Raw genomic sequence first — 16,720 nt, forward strand, 5'->3', positions numbered from 1 at the left:
GATGGCGCCGGTGCTGGTCACCGGGGTCACGGGTTTCGTCGGGGCGCACCTGGCCGAGCGGCTCGTCGCACGCGGCGACGAGGTGCGTGTGCTCGTCCGCAACCCCGCTCGACTGCCCGACGCCGCATGGGTGTCGTCGGTCGAGGTGGTGCAGGGCGACGCGGGTGACCCGCAGGTCCTCGCCCGTGCCATGGCAGGCGTCGGCGTGGCCCACTACCTGCTGCACGCGATGTCCGACGGTGACGACTACGCCGCCGCCGACCGGGTGCTCGCCACCACCTTCGCCACGGCGGCTGCCGAGGCCGGTGTGCAGCGCATCGTCTACCTGGGTGGCCTGCTGCCGCCCGCGGACAGCGAGCTGACCGAGCACCTGGCCTCGCGCGACGAGGTCGCCCAGATCCTCCTCGGCGGCAGCGTCCCCGCGGTGGTGCTGCGCGCCGGCATGGTGATCGGCCGCGGCTCGGCGTCGTTCGACCTCATGGAGGTCGCCACCCGCCTCCTGCCCGTGGTCGTCGGGCCGACGTGGCTGAAGCACACGATGCAGCCCGTGGGGCTCGAGGACCTGCTGCACTACCTGGTCGGCGTCACCGATCTCGAGGGCGAGGTGCGGCGCAGCTTCGACGTGGGCGGGCCCGACGTCGTCACGTACCGCGAGCTGATCCAGGCCCACGCGCGAGCCGCGGGCCGACGGGTGCCGTCGACGCTGCTGTTCCCCGTGCTGCTGCCGCACACGTTCAGCCTGCTCGTCGGCACCGTCGCGCCGGGTCCCAGCTCGCTCAACGCCGCCCTGGTCCACAGCCTGTCGCTCGACATGGTGTGCACCGAGCACGACATCGACGACCTCGTGGGGCTCCCGCCCGGCGGGCGGACGTCGGTGGAGGCAGCGCTCCGCCAGGCCACGCAGCGCCCCTAGTGCTGCGGCAGCCCTGGGCGGGGTCTACTCCGAGACGAAGATGTGCGCGGCGGCGTCGGCGTCGATCTCGGCCGTCTCGCCCTGGCGGGCGACGACCACGCCGTCGTGACCGCGCGAGACGAGCACGTCGTTGCCGGGCAGCGCGCCGACGCGGCGCAGGACCGACATGACCTCGGTGTCCTTCTGCAGCTCCTCGGCGATGCGCCGGACGATGCGGCGGACGGGCTCGTCGGAACGGCCGGTGACCTTGGTGAGCGGCTCGACGCCGTGCAGGAACGTGGAGTCGTCGACGACCTCGCCGAGCTCCTCGAGCCCGGGGATGGGGTTGCCGTACGGCGACTCGGTGGGGTGCTCGAGCAGCTCGACGAGCCGACGCTCGACCTGCTCGGACATGACGTGCTCCCAGCGGCAGGCCTCTTCGTGCACGAACTCGATCTCGAGCCCGATGACGTCGGTGAGCAGGCGCTCGGCGAGACGGTGCTTGCGCATGACCCGCGTGGCGAGGGCACGACCCTTGTCGGACAGCTCGAGGTGGCGGTCGCCCTCGACGGTGAGCAGGCCGTCGCGCTCCATGCGCGCCACGGTCTGGCTGACCGTGGGCCCGCTCTGGTGGAGGCGCTCGGCGATGCGTGCGCGCAGGGGGACGATGCCCTCCTCCTCCAGCTCGAAGACGGTGCGCAGGTACATCTCGGTGGTGTCGATCAGCTCGCTCACGCGGCCATTGTTCCATGAGGTGCAGACACCGCGTGCACGCGTGAGGATGGTGCCCGTGCCGACCTCCGTGATGTGCTTCCGATCCGACTTCCGGCTGAACGACAACCCGGCCCTGCGCGAGGCCATCGAGGCCGGTCCCGACGGCGTCGTGCCGATGTTCGTGCTCGACGACCACTACTGGGGGCCGAACGGTCGGACCCGTCTGGCGTACCTCATGGGACTGCTGCGCGACCTCGACGAACGCGTCGGTGGGCTCGTGGTGGTGCACGGCAAGCCCGAGGAGGTCGTGCCGCGGGTGGCGCGTGCCGTGGAGGCGTCGAGCGTGCACGTGGCCGCCGACTACGGCCCGTACGAGTCGGGCCGGGACGAGCGCATCGAGAAGGCGCTGGCCGACGACGACCTGGCGTTCGTGCGCACCGGCTCCTCGTACGCCGTCGCGCCCGGTCGGGTGACCAAGGACGACGGCACCCCGTACCGGGTCTTCACTCCCTTCTACCGGGCGTGGCAGGCCCACGGATGGCGCGCTCCGGCCCCGGGTGTCCGCTCGGTGCCGTGGATCCAGGCCGACGTGCGCACCACCCAGCTGCCCGACGTGGACCCGCCCGAGGGCGTCACCCTCCCCCCGCTCGGTGAGGAGGCGGCCCGACGTCGCTGGCGCGACTGGATCGACCAGGTCGACGAGTACGACGACCTGCGCGACGTGCCCGGCCGCGACGCGACGTCGCGCATGTCGGTGCACCTGAAGTGGGGCACCATCCACCCGCGCACCATGCTCGCCGACCTGGCCGAGCGGGGCGGCAAGGGCGCCGAGGCCTACGCGCGCGAGCTGGCGTTCCGCGAGTTCTACGCCGACGTCGTGCACCACCGGCCCGACACGCTCGAGGGCTACTACGACAAGCGGTTCGAGACGATGGAGTACGACCACCCCGGCGGCGACCTGCAGCTGTGGAAGGACGGCCGCACCGGCTTCCCGATCGTCGACGCCGGCATGCGGCAGCTGCAGGCGGAGGGCTGGATGCACAACCGCGTGCGGATGATCGTGGCCAGCTTCCTGGTGAAGGACCTGCACCTGGAGTGGACCGTGGGCGCCGACCACTTCCTCGACCTGCTCGTCGACGCCGACCCCTGCTCCAACCAGCACGGCTGGCAGTGGGTGGCCGGGTGCGGCACCGACGCCGCCCCGTACTTCCGCATCTTCAACCCGACGTCGCAGGGCAAGAAGTTCGATCCCGACGGCACGTACGTGCGCCGGTGGGTGCCGGAGCTGCGCGACGTCCCGGACCGGTTCGTCCACGAGCCGTGGCGCCTGGACGAGCCGCCGGCGGACTACCCCGGGCCGATGGTCGACCATGCCGAGGAGCGCAAGGAGTCGTTGCGCCGCTACGAGGCCATGCGTTCCTGATCAGGGCCGCCGGCGACCGGACTCCTGACGCGAGAGCTTCGGGACCGGGGTCGTCGCCCGGACCGTGCGGCGTGGTTACGGTGGTCCCGTGACCACGATCCCCCGCAGGTTCAACGGCCCGGAGCACTCAGGCAACGGCGGCTGGGTGAGCGGCCTGCTCGCCGCGCAGCAGCAGGAGCGGCACGGCAGCACGGTGGTGACGGCCACCCTTCGGCAGCCGCCCCCGCTGGAGGTCCCGCTCACCTGGGAGGACCACCCCGAGGAGGTGCGACTCGTGACGGCCGGTGGCGCGCTCATCGGCGAGGCGACGTCGGGGTCGTTCGAGCACGAGCCGCTCACCGCCCCGAGCATCGACGAGGCCGAGCAGGGCGTGGCGTCGTACCCCGGGTTCGCGTCGCACCCCTTCGACCTGTGCTTCACCTGCGGAACGGCTCGCGAGCCCGGCGACGGCCTGCGGCTCTTCACCGGTCCGGTGGGCGACGGGCGCACGGCGGGCACCTGGACCCCCGACCCCGCCGTGGCCGGGAGCGACGGCCTTCTCGACGTCCCCACCACGTGGGCGGCGCTCGACTGCCCCGGTGGCTGGGCCGCCGACTTCACCGCGCAGCCGATGGTGCTGGGCCGGATGACGGCCGAGGTGCTGCGTCGCCCTGCCGCGGGCGAGACGCTGCTCGCGTCGGGGCTCCTGCGCGAGCGTGACGGCCGCAAGTTCCGCGCCGCCACCGCCCTGCACACCGTCGACGGCGAGCTGCTGGGTCGGGCCGAGCAGGTGTGGATCGAGATCGACCTCGCCCGCTTCTCCTGACCCTTCCTCGTCACCTCCGTGCCCTCGTGAGAGGTAGGTAGCGCACCTGACACCGCCGTCAGGGGTAGGTGTCGCACCTCATCGACGGCGCATGAGGTGTGAGACCTACCTCAGACGCGCCCGTTCGGTGCGCTAGCTACCTCTGACGAGTCGAGCGACGCGTCGAGCACCCGCTACGGCGTGGGTTCGCGCGCGTCGTAGGCCCGGAACCCACGCGACCGCAGGCCGAACCAGACCGTGGCGGCCACGCACAGCGCCCCGCCGATCGTCATCGCCCAGGCCTCCCCCGCCAGGCCGGCGAGCGAGCCCATCACGAAGTCGCCGAGTCGCGGACCACCGGCGACGACGACGATGAACACGCCCTGCATGCGGCCGCGCAGCTCGTCGGGGGCCGCGGTCTGCAGGATCGTCGACCGGTAGGCGGCGCTGACCATGTCGGCCGCACCCGAGCACGCGAGCATCAGCACGCACAGCCACAGCAGACTCGCGCCGGAGAAGACCGACACCCCCGCCGCCGACACCGCGGCACCGTAGACGCACACGGCTGCCACGACCGCGACCCCGTGCCGGTGCACGCGGCTCACCCAGCCGGACACGAGGAACGCGATCACCGCACCGATGCCGGGAGCGGCCTGCAGGAGTCCGAGGGTCTCCGGGCCGGTCGCGAACACCGTGACGGCGAGGGCCGGAAACAGGGCGCGTGGCTGGGCGAGCACCATCGCGAACAGGTCGATCACGAACGTCATGCGCACGTTGGGTGCGGTGCGCAGGAAGCGCAGCCCCTCGACCACCGACCGGAGGCCCGGGACGGGCTGGCGGGTGAGCGGCGGCAGCGCCGGCAGCCGGAACAGGGAGTAGAGGGCGGCCACGAAGAGCACGACGTCGACGAGGTAGGCGGCGTCGACACCCTTCCAGGCGATGAGAAGCCCGCCGAGCAGCGGCCCGGCGGTGAAGGAGAGGTTGGTCGCGGCCATCCCGAGGGCGTTGGCGGCCGGGAGCAGGTCGGCCGGCAGCAGGCGCGGCAGCATGGCCGACCGCGCTGGTTGGTTGACGGCGAAGAGCGCCGACTGCACGGCGACCAGCCCGTAGAGGAAGCCGACCGAGTCGACGCCGGCCAGGCTGTGGGCGACGAGGGCCATCGAGCAGAGCCACAGCCCGAGGGCGGACACGAGGGCGACCCGACGTCGGTCGAAGGCGTCGGCGAGCGCACCGCCGTAGAGCCCGCCGAGCACGAGAGGCAGGAGTCCGGCCAGGCCGATGAGACCGACGGAGAACGACGACGTGGTGAGCGAGTAGACCTCGTAGGCGATCGCGACGATCGTCATCTGCTGGCCGAACGCGGAGACGGTCTGGCCGAGCCACAGCCGTCGGTACGCCGGTGACGCGCGCAGCGGACGTACGTCGGTCAGCACCGCACCGGCCACCCCTGACAGTCTCCCCACGCAACGATCTTGGCGCATGGCTGACCGACCCTCGCTGGCAGGATCACGTCATGGCCCGGCCACCGATGACGACGCAGCAGGTTCAGCAGTGGATCGTGAGCCTGCTCGTCGTCGCGGTGTCCTGCTTCCCCCTGGGAGCGCTGGCCGCTGCGGTCACGATGCTCGCCGGCGAGCGGCACGACGCCGCGATCGTGCTGGTCGTGATCATGGGCGCGCTCGGCACCGCCGCGGTCTCGGCCGGCCGGCTGGTGCACCGGCTCTCGCCGGTCTCACCGTGGACCCTGCTCGGCGTGCTGCCGGCGGTGGTGACCGCGGCCCTCGTGCTCTGAGTCGGGTCGGTCTCAGGGCTGGAGGCGAGTGCGCGTCCAGCCGGCGCCCTCATGGCGGAAGAGCAGGCGGTCGTGCACGCGGTTGCGCCGGCCGTGCCAGAACTCGATGGTGGTCGGCACCAGGAGGTAGCCACCCCACGTCGACGGCCGTCGGACTTCGGCGTCTCCCGCCCGCTCGGTGGCCTCGCGCACCTGCTCCTCGAGGGCCGCGCGGTCGGCCACCGGCCGCGACTGGTGCGAGGCGACTGCGCCGAGCTGGGCGCCCCGCGGCCGGCTCGCGAAGTAGGCGTCGCTCTCCTCCTCCGGCAGCCGCTCGACGTGTCCCTCCAGCCGCACCTGGCGCTGCACGGGGTGCCAGAGCAACGTGGCCGCGGCCCGCGGGTTCGCTGCCAGCTCCACTCCCTTGCGGGAGCTGTAGTGGGTGAAGAACGTGATGCCCCGGTCGTCGAGCCCCTTCATGAGCACCGTGCGGACCGACGGGAGACCATCGAGCGTGGCGGTGGCGAGCGCCATCGCGTTGGGCTCGGCGACCTGCGCGTCGACGACGTCGTCGAGCCACCGCCTCAACAGGTCCATCGGGTCGTCACCGGCCGTGCCCTCGTCGAGTCCGGCGTTCTCGTACTCGCTGCGCATGGCCGCGAGCCGTGCCGCGTCGAGGGAGCCGGTCATGACCACCACGGTAGTGCGGCTCAGGACCACCGGCAGGACGCGCCGCACACAGGCCCTGCGGTCCAGGGCACAATGCAGCCATGGCTGAAGACGTGAAGGTTCACCACGGGCTCGAGGGCGTCATCGCGTTCGAGAGCGACATCGCCGAGCCCGACAAGGAAGGGTCCGCGCTGCGCTACCGCGGCGTCGACATCGACGACCTCGTGGGCCGCGTGCCGTTCGAGAAGATCTGGGGCCTCCTGGTCGACGGCCACTACGAGCCCGGCCTGCCGCCGGCCGAGCCGTTCCCGATCCCCGTGCACTCCGGCGACATCCGCGCCGACGTGCAGAGCGCCATCGCCCTCACCGCTCCGGCGTGGGGCCTTCGCCAGCTCTACGACATCGAGACTCCCGAGCAGGTCCGCGAGGACCTCTCCCGCACCGCCGTGATGATCCTGTCGTACGTGGCACAGGCCGCCCGCGGCGTCGGCAAGCCGATGGTGCCCCAGGCCGTCATCGACGAGCAGGCCACCATCGTCGAGCGGATGCTGATGCGCTGGCGCGGCGAGGTGAACCCCGACCACGCCAAGGCGATCGACGCCTACCTGGTCTCGGCCGCCGAGCACGGCATGAACGCCTCCACCTTCACCGCTCGCGTCATCGCCTCCACCGGTGCCGACGTGGCCGCAGCGCTCTCCGGTGCCGTCGGCGCCATGTCGGGCCCGCTGCACGGCGGCGCCCCCTCGCGCGTGCTGCACATGATCGAGCAGGTCGAGAAGTCCGGCGACGCCGAGGCCTACGTGAAGAACCTCCTCGACTCCGGCGAGCGCCTCATGGGCTTCGGCCACCGCGTCTACCGCGCCGAGGACCCCCGCGCCCGCACGCTGCGCCGCACCGCCAAGGAGCTCAACGCCCCCCGCGCCGAGGTGGCCGAGGCGCTCGAGCAGGCTGCACTCGCCGAGCTGCGTGCGCGCCGCCCCGACCGCGTCCTCGAGACCAACGTGGAGTTCTGGGCCGCGATCGTGCTCGACTTCGCCGAGGTGCCGCCGAACATGTTCACCGCGATGTTCACGTCGGCGCGCACCGCCGGCTGGAGCGCCCACATCCTGGAGCAGTACAACAAGGGCCGCCTGATCCGGCCCTCGTCGGTCTACACCGGCCCCGACCCCCGCAGCGCCGACGAGGTCGAGGGCTGGAACGAGGAGTGGGCGAAGGGCTGAGCCGCCCCCACCTGCGTCATTCGGCGGGGGTGGGCCACTCCAGGTAGCGCACCTGAGGAAAGTGCGGCGCGATCGAGCTGTCGAAGATCGCTCTGGCCTTGGGATAGCTCCCGCCGAGCAGCTCCACGTCCAGGCCCAGCATCGCTCCGGCGATGGCGACGTGGAGTCGATCGGTTCGCACCTGCCTGGACCCTGCGACGATCTGGAAGAACGGCTCCACCGGGTCGCCGGCCGTGCGCAGACGACTGATGTCGAACGATCCCGCGTCCGCAAGACCACGGTGCTGCTGCGGCGACGCCTCCTTGTCCTCCCGCAGGTAGCTCCGCCGGGTCTGTGCCGGGAGAGGGAGGTCGAGGTCCAGGTCGAGGTAGAACGCCATGTCGTGGCAGAACGTGGCGTCCGGGTTGGCGGCGCGGCTGAGCGAGGTGTCGCGCGCGAAGTAGGTGATTTCGTGGCCGTCCGGGACGTTCGCCGGCCCCAGCTCGTAGGTCGAGGGCAGCACGATCGTTCGTGCCACTGACGGCGCGAGCTCCTCGACGGCGTCACGTCCGTGGGACCAGTTCTCGCACCAGGCACCGCCTGCCGACATCAGCATCAGCGACTTCGACGTGTCGACCTCCGGATGGCGCTTGCCGAGCGTCGACCAGTACTTCCGCCAGCTGATCACATAGTCGATCTCCTCGCGCTCCAGGAAGCGCAGAACTCCCTGGTGGATCAGGGCGTCCCCCCAGTTCCCGACGTTGGGCACGTAGATCACGGGTCGGCCGTCGGCTCCCTTCCGCACGACGTCCGCCAACGTCGCGAACTCCGGAGCGTCCTGCAGATGATGCAGCGCTGTCTGGTGGAACCCGCGCGAGAACTCGCTCGCCGCTGCGGTGGTCTTCTCGTCGCGCTTGCGAAGCATCGCGTCGACGACACGCTCCGCCGCCCTGCCGTCGTCCCACGGCGCGAATCGCTCGACGAAGCTCGCGTAGGCAGCCGCATGGTCCTCGACCGTCCGGTCGAGGTCCGCGAGTGCGTCACGGAGCGCGCTCTGGTCGCGCACCACCGGGCCGGGCGCGATCTCGAGCAGGTCGACATACGTCGGTCGCTGCGCGAGGTATGACTCGAGGTCGGGCGTGTAGAAGATGATCGGTCGCCCCGTGACGCAGAAGTCGAACATCACCGACGAGTAGTCGGTCACGAGCGCATCGGCCACGAGGTAGAGGTCGTTGATGCGGGGATGCTGCGTGACGTCGATGACCTGACCGGAGGACCGCGAGGGGTCTCCTGCCCGGGCGTTGAAGCCGTGGCCGCGCAGGAGAACAGTCCAGTTCTCCCCGAGGTCCTTCGCCAGTCGCTCCAGGTCGAGCGCCTCGAAGAACTTCGCCGACCAGCCGGACTTGAGGTTGTCCCGCCAGGTGGGCGCGTAGAGGACGACCTTGTCGCCCTCGGGGATCCCCAGCATCGACCGCAGCGCTGCGATCCTCCCGGCATCGGCCCGAACGACCTCGTCATTCCTCGGGTACCCGGACTCGATCACCTCTGCCCGCGTACAGAACTCCCGGGCGACGACGTCGCTGTAGTAGGGACTCTGCGACACGAGCAGGTCCCATTGGGCACCCTCTCGAATCAGCTCGGAGTCGTCCTTGCCCTGCTGGTTCAGCAACGAGTGGCCGACGATCTTCAGCGGGGTTCCGTGCCAGGTCTGGACGTCGACCTGGTCGGGACGGCGCTCGTAGCCCTGCATGATCGAGCCCACGTTGTTCACGAGGAACCGCGAGGTGGCGATCGCCTCGTGCCACTCCTGGCTCATCATGACGACCGGCGTGCCACCCTCGGGCACCACGACTGAGCGGTCGACCACGCCCCAGTACACGGGCAGCTCGGGGAAGCGCCGCCGGATCTCGTGATGGATCGCCTCAGGTGAGTCCGACGCCTCGAACCCGAAGTAGGTGGTGCAGAAGACGGCCTCCTGGATCGGCAGCCGACGCGACGCCGCCGCCCGCTCCACCTGGCAGTGCTTCGAGCGCTCGTCGGGCTCCAGGGGTGGCTCGGACCAGAAGTGCAGCTCACGCGATCCGGTCAGGTTGACCTGGATGGCGTGATCGTCGAACACCCTTCGGAAGGGCGCGTGAGCCGCTCCCTCCACCGACGATCGCAACAGCCAGTCGTACCGGTGCGATGCCCGCTCATCGGTGGCTCGCACGACGAACTTGTAGGTGCCCGACTTCAGCGGTGCTTCATCGTCCCCCGACGACATCGGCACCTCGACCTCGAAGGTCCTTCCGTCGCGCCGGGCGGTCACCCACACCTCCGTGGTGTGGCGCAGCTGCTTTCGTCCGACGTCGATGGAGACGCCCGGAGCCGCCGTCCCACGAAGGATCACCGCTCCTGGGACGAGCTCCACCTCGTCGACCTCGACCACCCTTGGTCGGTCCGTCACGGTCAGCAGACCCCATCCCGTGCGTCCGAGCCACAGCGCCGTGTCCGGCGACTCGGTCGAGGTCGTCGCTCCCATCGGCAGCTCGACCCGGTGGACCGAGCCGGTCATGGTCTTGACCTTCAGGTACCGCGTGACCCAGCCGCGGTCGCCGACGTCGCGCAGTTCGGCCGAGACCGTGACGCGCCCGTCCGAGGAGTCCATCTCGACGTCCGTGCGCGCGCCGCTCGTGTCGTGCTCCAACCAAGCCTCGACCACCCGCGCGGCAGACGTCTCCGAGAGCTCCACCGTGAGCTGCCGGTCGACCAGGGACGCGGTCGAAGCCGTGATCCCCGCGCGTCCGACGGCGACGACGAGCGGATCGCCTGCGCGCCCGACCACGTGCACCCGCAGATCGTTGCTGGTGTGGCGTGCGACCAGGCTGTGGATCGAACCGCCACGCCACACCTTGGCGACGGGACCCTTTCGGACGAGTCCTGCCCGCTCCACCTCGACCTGCAGCGGCAGTCGCGTCGTCCGTTCGAGATCGTCCGTCCAGGCAGGCAGGTGCTCGACGTCCAACGACGCCGTGAAGCCCGTGCATGCGTGCGACCGCAGCTCCGACGCCGCGTACCTGCTGGCGTACGGGGTGTCGTGTCGTTCGACCTCGAAGGCGAACGACCGATCGCCGCGCCCGGCCACGACCCTGACGACTTGCTGCTCGAGGTGCTCGTCGTTGGGGATGTAGGCCCAGCCCGTGATGACGAGCCGCGTTCCCGTCCACCTGACGTCGGTGACGGTGCAGTTCAGCTGCGACTCCGCCTCGATCACCCAGATGGACTCCGGGAGCACCGGGGCCTCGGGGTCGAGACGTTCGAGATCCACCGTTAGTCGGCCGTCCCGGATGACGGTCGGCAGCCGGAACCGGTTCTCGCGGACCCACTGCCAAGCACGCAGCGCCTCGTCGAGACCGTGCTCGACGATCGAGGCGTAGAACACACGGCGCTCCAGCCACATCGAGTCGAGGACGTGCATCTCGCCGTCCCGCGGCCAGTGCCTGCGGACCGCCGAGACGAAGGCCTCGTCGAACGCGAGATCCTGGCCGAGCCACTGTCTGTAGGCGAAGAGATCCCCGTCGAAGAGCTTCTGCACGAAGAGCTCGCGAAGCGCTGCGTCACCGGACTCCTCGACGAGGACGGCCCCGCGGTCGACCATCTCGATCTTGTCCACGAGGTTGCGCAGGTCGCGACGGCGCTGCGTGATCGAGTCGAACTCGTCGCGGCTGCGCCAGCGGTAGATCACGTCGTGGACCACGTCGACCGCTTCGGCGGCGAAGTAGGCGCGTTGCACCGGGAACATGTCCTCGTAGAGACGTCCCTCGACCCACTGGACCTCGATGCGGTCGTAGAAGTCCTTGCGGAAGACCTTGTTCCAGGCCTGGGTGTCGTAGAGCAGCTCGGGAGTCTTGTGGATCGTCGTGCGGCGCGCCTCACGGCGGTGCGAGATCGCCTGGTTCCACGCAGGCCAGGTCCTGCTCCCGGTGAACCGCTCGGCGTTTCCCGTCACGAAGTCCGAACCGGTCTTGCGCACGACTCCGAGCATCGTCTTGTAGGCGCCGGGCGGGACGATGTCGTCGCTGTCGACGAAGGCGATGTACTCACCCCGCGCTGCTCGCGCCCCGGTGTTGCGCGCGTGGCCGAGTCCGCCGTTCTCCTGGTGGATCACCTGGACGTTCGCGTGATCGTCGGCGAGCCGGTCGGCGATGACGCCGCTGTCGTCCGTCGACCCGTCGTCCACGACGATGATCTCGATGTTCGGGTACGTCTGATCGACCAGGCTGTTCACGGCCTCGGCGAGGTAGGCCTCGACGTTGTAGGTCGGGACGATGACGCTGAGCAGTGGCGAGCCAGCGACCTCGACTCCTTTTCGCCTTCTGAGTCGGGCCTTCCAGGAGCTCATGAGACCTCGAAGCTTCCAGGCGGGAGTCCGAACCCCGACAACGTCGTGTTGAGCGCCATCACCTGGACAGCAAGGGTGTACTTGGCGACATCGGGATGGTCCTGGATGTTCTCGTTCCTGGACGACAGAAGGGCGAGATCGCTCAAGCAGCCGGCCAGCGCGCGTTCGATGTAGGGCTTCTGTGGAGACGCCGGCGAGGTGATCACCGACTGCACGAGCCGGGCGTCCGGAAGTCGTCGCGCCCGAGACTCGACGACACCGGCCACGACCTCCTGCTTGGAGCGCGGATAGATGCCGCCCGTCGTGAAGTGCAGGTCCTGCATCTCGGTCTCGTAGTAGTCGTCCGACAGGATCGGGTCCACGGCGACGAAGCTCCAGTCGCCGGCCAACCCGTGGATCGAAGCGCCCGACCCTCCTTTCGAAGGCCCGTACAGCACGACGTTCTCTCGCGGGACCCCCCACTGGAGTCGCTGGTCCTGGATGAATCTCTGCACTGCGTCGAAGTTCGACGGCAAGTACGACGTGTCGATGTAGAAGCCGCCCTTGACGCCGCCGACGTCAGCGAGTCGGATCACCGCCGTCGACGGAACGAGATGCCGAATCAGGCTCGGGTACGTCCTCACGAGGAAGCGTTGGATGCTGGTCTCGAAGGCATCGTTCGCCATCGGCGAGAAGACCACCACCAAGCGCTCGACGCGACCGCTCTCGGGCAGCTCTACGTCGTAGACGAGCCCGTCCTCCGAACGCCGATACGTGCCGTCCTTGACGTGGTTCCAGAGCCTTGGGAGCGCACCGTGCTGGACGAATCTCGTGGTCTGGTCCTCAACCCGGTAGTGATAGAAACCAAGGTTGGTCAGACCATCCTGGATGAGACGCAGCCTCTGATCGCCGAACGCCAGTCGACTCAGGTTGGCCCCGTCTGCACCCTCGGCGTGATGGGCGACGTGGATGAACTCCGGGACTCCCTCATTGCGACCGATCGCGTCCTCGATGGACTCCCAACCGTCCCGCGAGTCGACCTGCAGCACCTCTTGCTTCATTCACCGAGCTTCCAGATTGCGCACCGTGGCCAGGCCACCTCGGGAAGAACCTTACGTCCCCACCCCGTGGAGAATTCTTAAGACGCGCGTTGACCACCGCGGGGTACCGATGGACGCATTCGCGTGTCGGTAGACGCAGATCCTTGGCCGCGTCTGTCGTTTGCTTGGCGGTTTCCGTCGGCGTGATTCGACTGTTCGCCGTTCCGGCGACCGGTTCACGAAGCGCGTCGTCTCTGTTACCAGGGACACATCGCCTCACTTCTTCAGACGATTGACCAGTTTCGCGTTAACATTCTCAGGTTGATCTCAGATGGACCGGGGGACCATGCGCTGGACACGACCTGCCAGGCGAGCGCGTCAGCCTGCTCGCGGCGTGGCTCCTGCTGCCCAGGTGCAGAGCAGCTCTGGTCACAGCCTTCCTTCGATCAGCGTCGTCGTACCCGTCCACAACGTCGAGCGGTATCTGATCGACGCGGTGCGCAGCGTGCAGCGCCAGACGTACCGAGACCTGCAGATCATCCTGGTCGACGACGGCTCGACCGACCGCTCCGGCTCGATCTGCGACGAGATTGCCGCCGAGGACGAGCGGGTCATGGTCATCCACCAGCCGAACGGTGGGCTCTCGCACGCGCGCAACGTCGGCATGGCCGCGGCGACCGGCGAGTTCGTCGCCTTCGCCGACAGCGACGACCTGGTGCACCCCACGGCCTACGAGCGCATGCTCTCGACCTTGATGGTCAGCGAGTCGGAGTTCGCGACCGGCAACGTACGCCGGTTCAACTCCACCCGTAACTGGCAGGCCTGGAACCAGCGCGAGTCCCACCGTCGGCGGCGCCTCCGCACCAACCTGGCTCAGCATCCCGAGCTCGTCTACGACACCGTCGTCTGGAACAAGCTGTTCCGGCGCACGTTCATCGACCGCATCGACCTCACGTTCCCCGTCGGGCGGCTGTACGAGGACATGGCGCCCATGTCGCGCGCCTACGTGCTCGCCGAGTGCGTCGACGTGCTCCCGCAACCGGTCTACTCCTGGCGCGAGCGGGACGAGGGCGGATCGATCACCCAGCGTCGCAACGAGCTGCCCAACATGCAGGCCAAGCTCGAGGCGATCGCCGAGATGCACCAGATCCTGCGGGCCGACCGCGAGACCTCGATCAGCGACCACCTCTTCCTCAAGCTGTTCCACGGAGACCTGTGGGTCTTCGCCCGCCACGTCGGTGACGCGGACGAGGCGTACTGCGACCTGTTCACCGAGGTGGTCCGCACCTACTGGGCCCGCACCTCCGAGCAGCTGCGCAACAGGATCCACGACGGGCACCGACTGTTCTTCTCCTCGACGGTGGCCTTCGGAGCAGCCACCGCCGCCGACATCTACGCCTGGTTCCTCGCCAGTGGCACCGAGCGGCTGACCGACGTGCGCAGCGGCGAGCTGGTGCTCAGCAGCGCCAACTACCCGTCCCGCCTGCCTCCGCTGTCCCGCCCCAGCCGCACGCTCATCAGCGGGTCGCAGGTCAAGCACAAGCTCACCGCCATGCGCTGGCGCGGCAACGTGCTCGAGATCGAGGGTTGGGCCTACGTCCCCTACACCGTCGACGCCGGTCAGCAGACCCTCGAGATCAGCGCCCTGAACGTCGCCGACGGCACCCGCGTCGAGCTGCCGCACAGCCGACGCACCGACCACTCCGTCGACGTGCTGGCCAAGGACGCCATGCGCACCTACGCCGACTCCGCCTTCACCGCCGTCCTCGACCTGGACGATCCCCACGTGGCCGAGGCCATGAGCTCGGGACGTTGGGTCCTCGTGGCCACCGTGGTCGCCGGCGAGGTGAAGCGGTCGACCGAGCTGGTCGAGCAGGACCGGAACGGCACCCTGCGCACCGTCGCCGCCCACGAGGTCGGCGCCGGCCTCGTGGTCGACCCGCTCGTGGAGCCGCGCCAGCCCGTCACGCTCGTGCTGCGCCGCCCCAAGGTGCGCGCCACCCGCGTGCAGCTGTCGCACCGCCGTCTCACGGTCGACCTGAGCTCCACCCTCACGTCGCCGTTGGTGGCGGCGTGGCTCGACCACCCGCACCCGGTGGAGCGCAGCGAGGCCACGCTCACCCAGCGCATCACCCGCGGCTACCGCCTCCGCGTCGACGTCCCCCCGCCCACCACCCGCGGCAACCTGGTGCGCAGTCTCAAGGTCCGCACCGCCGCCGGGCGGGTCCTGCCCGTGGACCTGCCCGAGCACCTGGTCACCGCGCAGGACGACGTGACCATGAGCGTCATGCGCACCCGCCGCGGCATGGTCGCGGTGAGCGACGAGCGCAGCTCGGCCACCATCGAGGCGCTCGACGTGGTCAGCGCCACGAGGGTGCGCCTGTCGGGCACGACCCCTGGGCAGCGACTCCAGCTGGCGGTGCACCGGGCCGAGAACCAGCCGAGCGCCTGGAAGGACCTCGAGGTGGACGGTTCGCGCTTCTCGACCACGGTCGACCTCGGCTTCACCGACTGGTACGGACGCCGCAGGCCGCTGCCCGCGGGCCGCTACTCCCTCACGCTGCGCGATGCCGAGACGAAGGAGCCGTGGACCCTGCGCACGGCGCTGCCCATCGTCGAGACCTACCCGATCCAGCGCGATGACTTCGACGCGCACCTCACGGTCAAGGCCACCACCACCGGTCGGCTCAGCCTGATCCTCGACGCTCCCGTGCCGGAGCCGGACCGCAGCGTCTACAGCCGGCGCCAGTCGCGCATCGCCTTCGGCGAGGACGCCCAGGTCGAGCCGGAGGAGGCGGTGTTCTTCTACGTCGACCTGGGGTCGAACGCCTGCGACAGCGCCCTGGCCATCCACCGCGAGCTCCTGCGCCGCGACACGCACCTCACGCTCTACTGGGGCGTCGACGACCACTCCGTCCAGGTCCCGCCCGGCGGCGTCCCCATCGTCAAGCACAGCACCCAGTGGTACGAGAAGCTGGCCGCGGCCCGGTTCCTGGTCAACAACTACGGCGGCATCGACGGCTACGCCCCCCGCGAGCACCAGCGCTACCTGCAGACCTGGCACGGCACGCCCTACAAGTTCGTGGGCCGGTCCCAGGTCGAGCACCAGCGGATGAGCGCCGAGGAAGCAACCGTGCGCCGCGCCGAGGGCGGACACTGGCACGCGATGATCTCGCCCAGCCCCTACTTCACCGACCTGGTCCCCCGGGAGTTCTCCTACGACGGGACGGTTCTCGAGACCGGCTACCCCCGCAACGACGCCCTGGTCGACACCACCCTCGACGAGCGCCTGCGACTGCGCGAGGAGCTGGGCATCCCGCAGGACAAGAAGGTGCTGCTGTACGCGCCCACCTTCCGTGACCTGAACCGCGAGGGCTGGACCGCTTCCCTGTTCACCGGGCTCGACCTGTCGGCGCTCACCCGTCACCTCGGCGACGACTGGGTGGTGCTGCTGCGCGGCCACAGCTTCAACGCCCGGCACGACCTGAGCGACCGGTCCACCGCCCAGGTCATCGACGTCACCCACCACCACGACATCAACCACCTGTACCTCAGCGCCGACGCCCTGCTCACCGACTACTCCTCGGCCATGTTCGACTTCTGCCTGACCGGTCGGCCGATCCTCTACTTCGTGCCCGACTTCGCCCAGTACGTGCGGGCCCGGGGTGTCTACTTCGACCTCGAGCCGATCGCGCCCGGGCCGTGGTGCAGCACCCAGCCGCAGCTGTTCGCCGCGCTCGACGCCCTCGAGTCCTACGACGCGGAGTACGGCGCGCGCTACGCCTCGTTCAGGGAGCGCTTCGCCCCGTGGGACGACGGCAAGGCCGCGCGACGGGTCGTCAACGAGTTCTTCGTCGACTGACCGACC

Annotated in this window: 11 protein-coding genes; 6 read left to right on the forward strand and 5 right to left on the reverse strand. The window is 69.7% G+C overall.

Going from position 1 to position 16,720, the window contains the following annotated elements; all coding sequences use genetic code 11:
• Position 1: 1 nt before the first annotated feature.
• Entirely contained in the window at positions 2-913 is a 912-nt protein-coding gene (locus tag ASF35_RS15015) for an NAD(P)H-binding protein (RefSeq protein WP_156368058.1), read from the forward strand.
• 24 nt (positions 914-937) lie between these two features.
• On the opposite strand, the gene ASF35_RS15020 is transcribed toward ASF35_RS15015, so the two are convergent.
• A complete protein-coding gene (locus ASF35_RS15020; protein WP_055969178.1) occupies positions 938-1,627 on the reverse strand; it encodes a metal-dependent transcriptional regulator in 690 nt (229 codons plus the stop codon).
• Positions 1,628-1,673: 46 nt separating this feature from the next.
• On the opposite strand from ASF35_RS15020, the gene ASF35_RS15025 reads away from it, so the two are divergent.
• Both ASF35_RS15025 and ASF35_RS15030 read left to right on the forward strand, forming a co-directional pair.
• Positions 1,674-3,029, forward strand: a complete 1,356-nt coding sequence (locus ASF35_RS15025; RefSeq protein ID WP_055969182.1) for a deoxyribodipyrimidine photo-lyase — start codon at positions 1,674-1,676, stop codon at positions 3,027-3,029.
• Positions 3,030-3,117: 88 nt separating this feature from the next.
• The gene (locus ASF35_RS15030) at positions 3,118-3,834 is read left to right on the forward strand and encodes a hypothetical protein (protein ID WP_055969185.1); all 717 of its coding nucleotides are present in this window, start codon (positions 3,118-3,120) and stop codon (positions 3,832-3,834) included.
• Positions 3,835-4,007: 173 nt separating this feature from the next.
• Here the strand turns inward: ASF35_RS15030 and ASF35_RS15035 are convergent, their stop codons facing one another.
• Positions 4,008-5,276: an MFS transporter gene (locus ASF35_RS15035; RefSeq protein WP_200931782.1), complete on the reverse strand. Its 1,269-nt coding sequence runs from the start codon at positions 5,274-5,276 to the stop codon at positions 4,008-4,010.
• A 50-nt stretch (positions 5,277-5,326) separates the two neighbouring features.
• Here ASF35_RS15035 and ASF35_RS15040 point away from each other — a divergent pair, with 50 nt between their 5' ends.
• Entirely contained in the window at positions 5,327-5,605 is a 279-nt protein-coding gene (locus ASF35_RS15040; protein ID WP_156368059.1) for a hypothetical protein, read from the forward strand.
• A gap of 12 nt (positions 5,606-5,617) precedes the next feature.
• On the opposite strand, the gene pdxH is transcribed toward ASF35_RS15040, so the two are convergent.
• Positions 5,618-6,274: a pyridoxamine 5'-phosphate oxidase gene (gene pdxH, locus ASF35_RS15045; protein ID WP_055970264.1), complete on the reverse strand. Its 657-nt coding sequence runs from the start codon at positions 6,272-6,274 to the stop codon at positions 5,618-5,620.
• A gap of 80 nt (positions 6,275-6,354) precedes the next feature.
• Here pdxH and ASF35_RS15050 point away from each other — a divergent pair, with 80 nt between their 5' ends.
• A complete protein-coding gene (locus tag ASF35_RS15050; RefSeq protein WP_055969195.1) occupies positions 6,355-7,473 on the forward strand; it encodes a citrate synthase 2 in 1,119 nt (372 codons plus the stop codon).
• A gap of 16 nt (positions 7,474-7,489) precedes the next feature.
• Here the strand turns inward: ASF35_RS15050 and ASF35_RS15055 are convergent, their stop codons facing one another.
• Positions 7,490-11,833 (reverse strand): CDP-glycerol glycerophosphotransferase family protein, encoded by a 4,344-nt coding sequence (locus tag ASF35_RS15055; RefSeq protein ID WP_055969198.1) that lies wholly within the window; start codon positions 11,831-11,833, stop codon positions 7,490-7,492.
• Positions 11,830-12,873 (reverse strand): XcbB/CpsF family capsular polysaccharide biosynthesis protein, encoded by a 1,044-nt coding sequence (locus ASF35_RS15060; RefSeq protein WP_055969201.1) that lies wholly within the window; start codon positions 12,871-12,873, stop codon positions 11,830-11,832. The genes ASF35_RS15055 and ASF35_RS15060 overlap by 4 nt, the downstream gene beginning before the upstream one ends.
• Before the next feature lie 373 nt (positions 12,874-13,246).
• On the opposite strand from ASF35_RS15060, the gene ASF35_RS15065 reads away from it, so the two are divergent.
• Positions 13,247-16,714 carry a CDP-glycerol glycerophosphotransferase family protein gene (locus ASF35_RS15065; RefSeq protein ID WP_162239317.1) on the forward strand — a complete coding sequence of 1,156 codons (3,468 nt, stop codon included), beginning with the start codon at positions 13,247-13,249 and terminating at the stop codon, positions 16,712-16,714.
• The last annotated feature ends 6 nt before the right edge of the window (positions 16,715-16,720 follow it).

The organism is Aeromicrobium sp. Leaf291, assembly GCF_001423365.1.
GTDB lineage: Bacteria > Actinomycetota > Actinomycetes > Propionibacteriales > Nocardioidaceae > Aeromicrobium.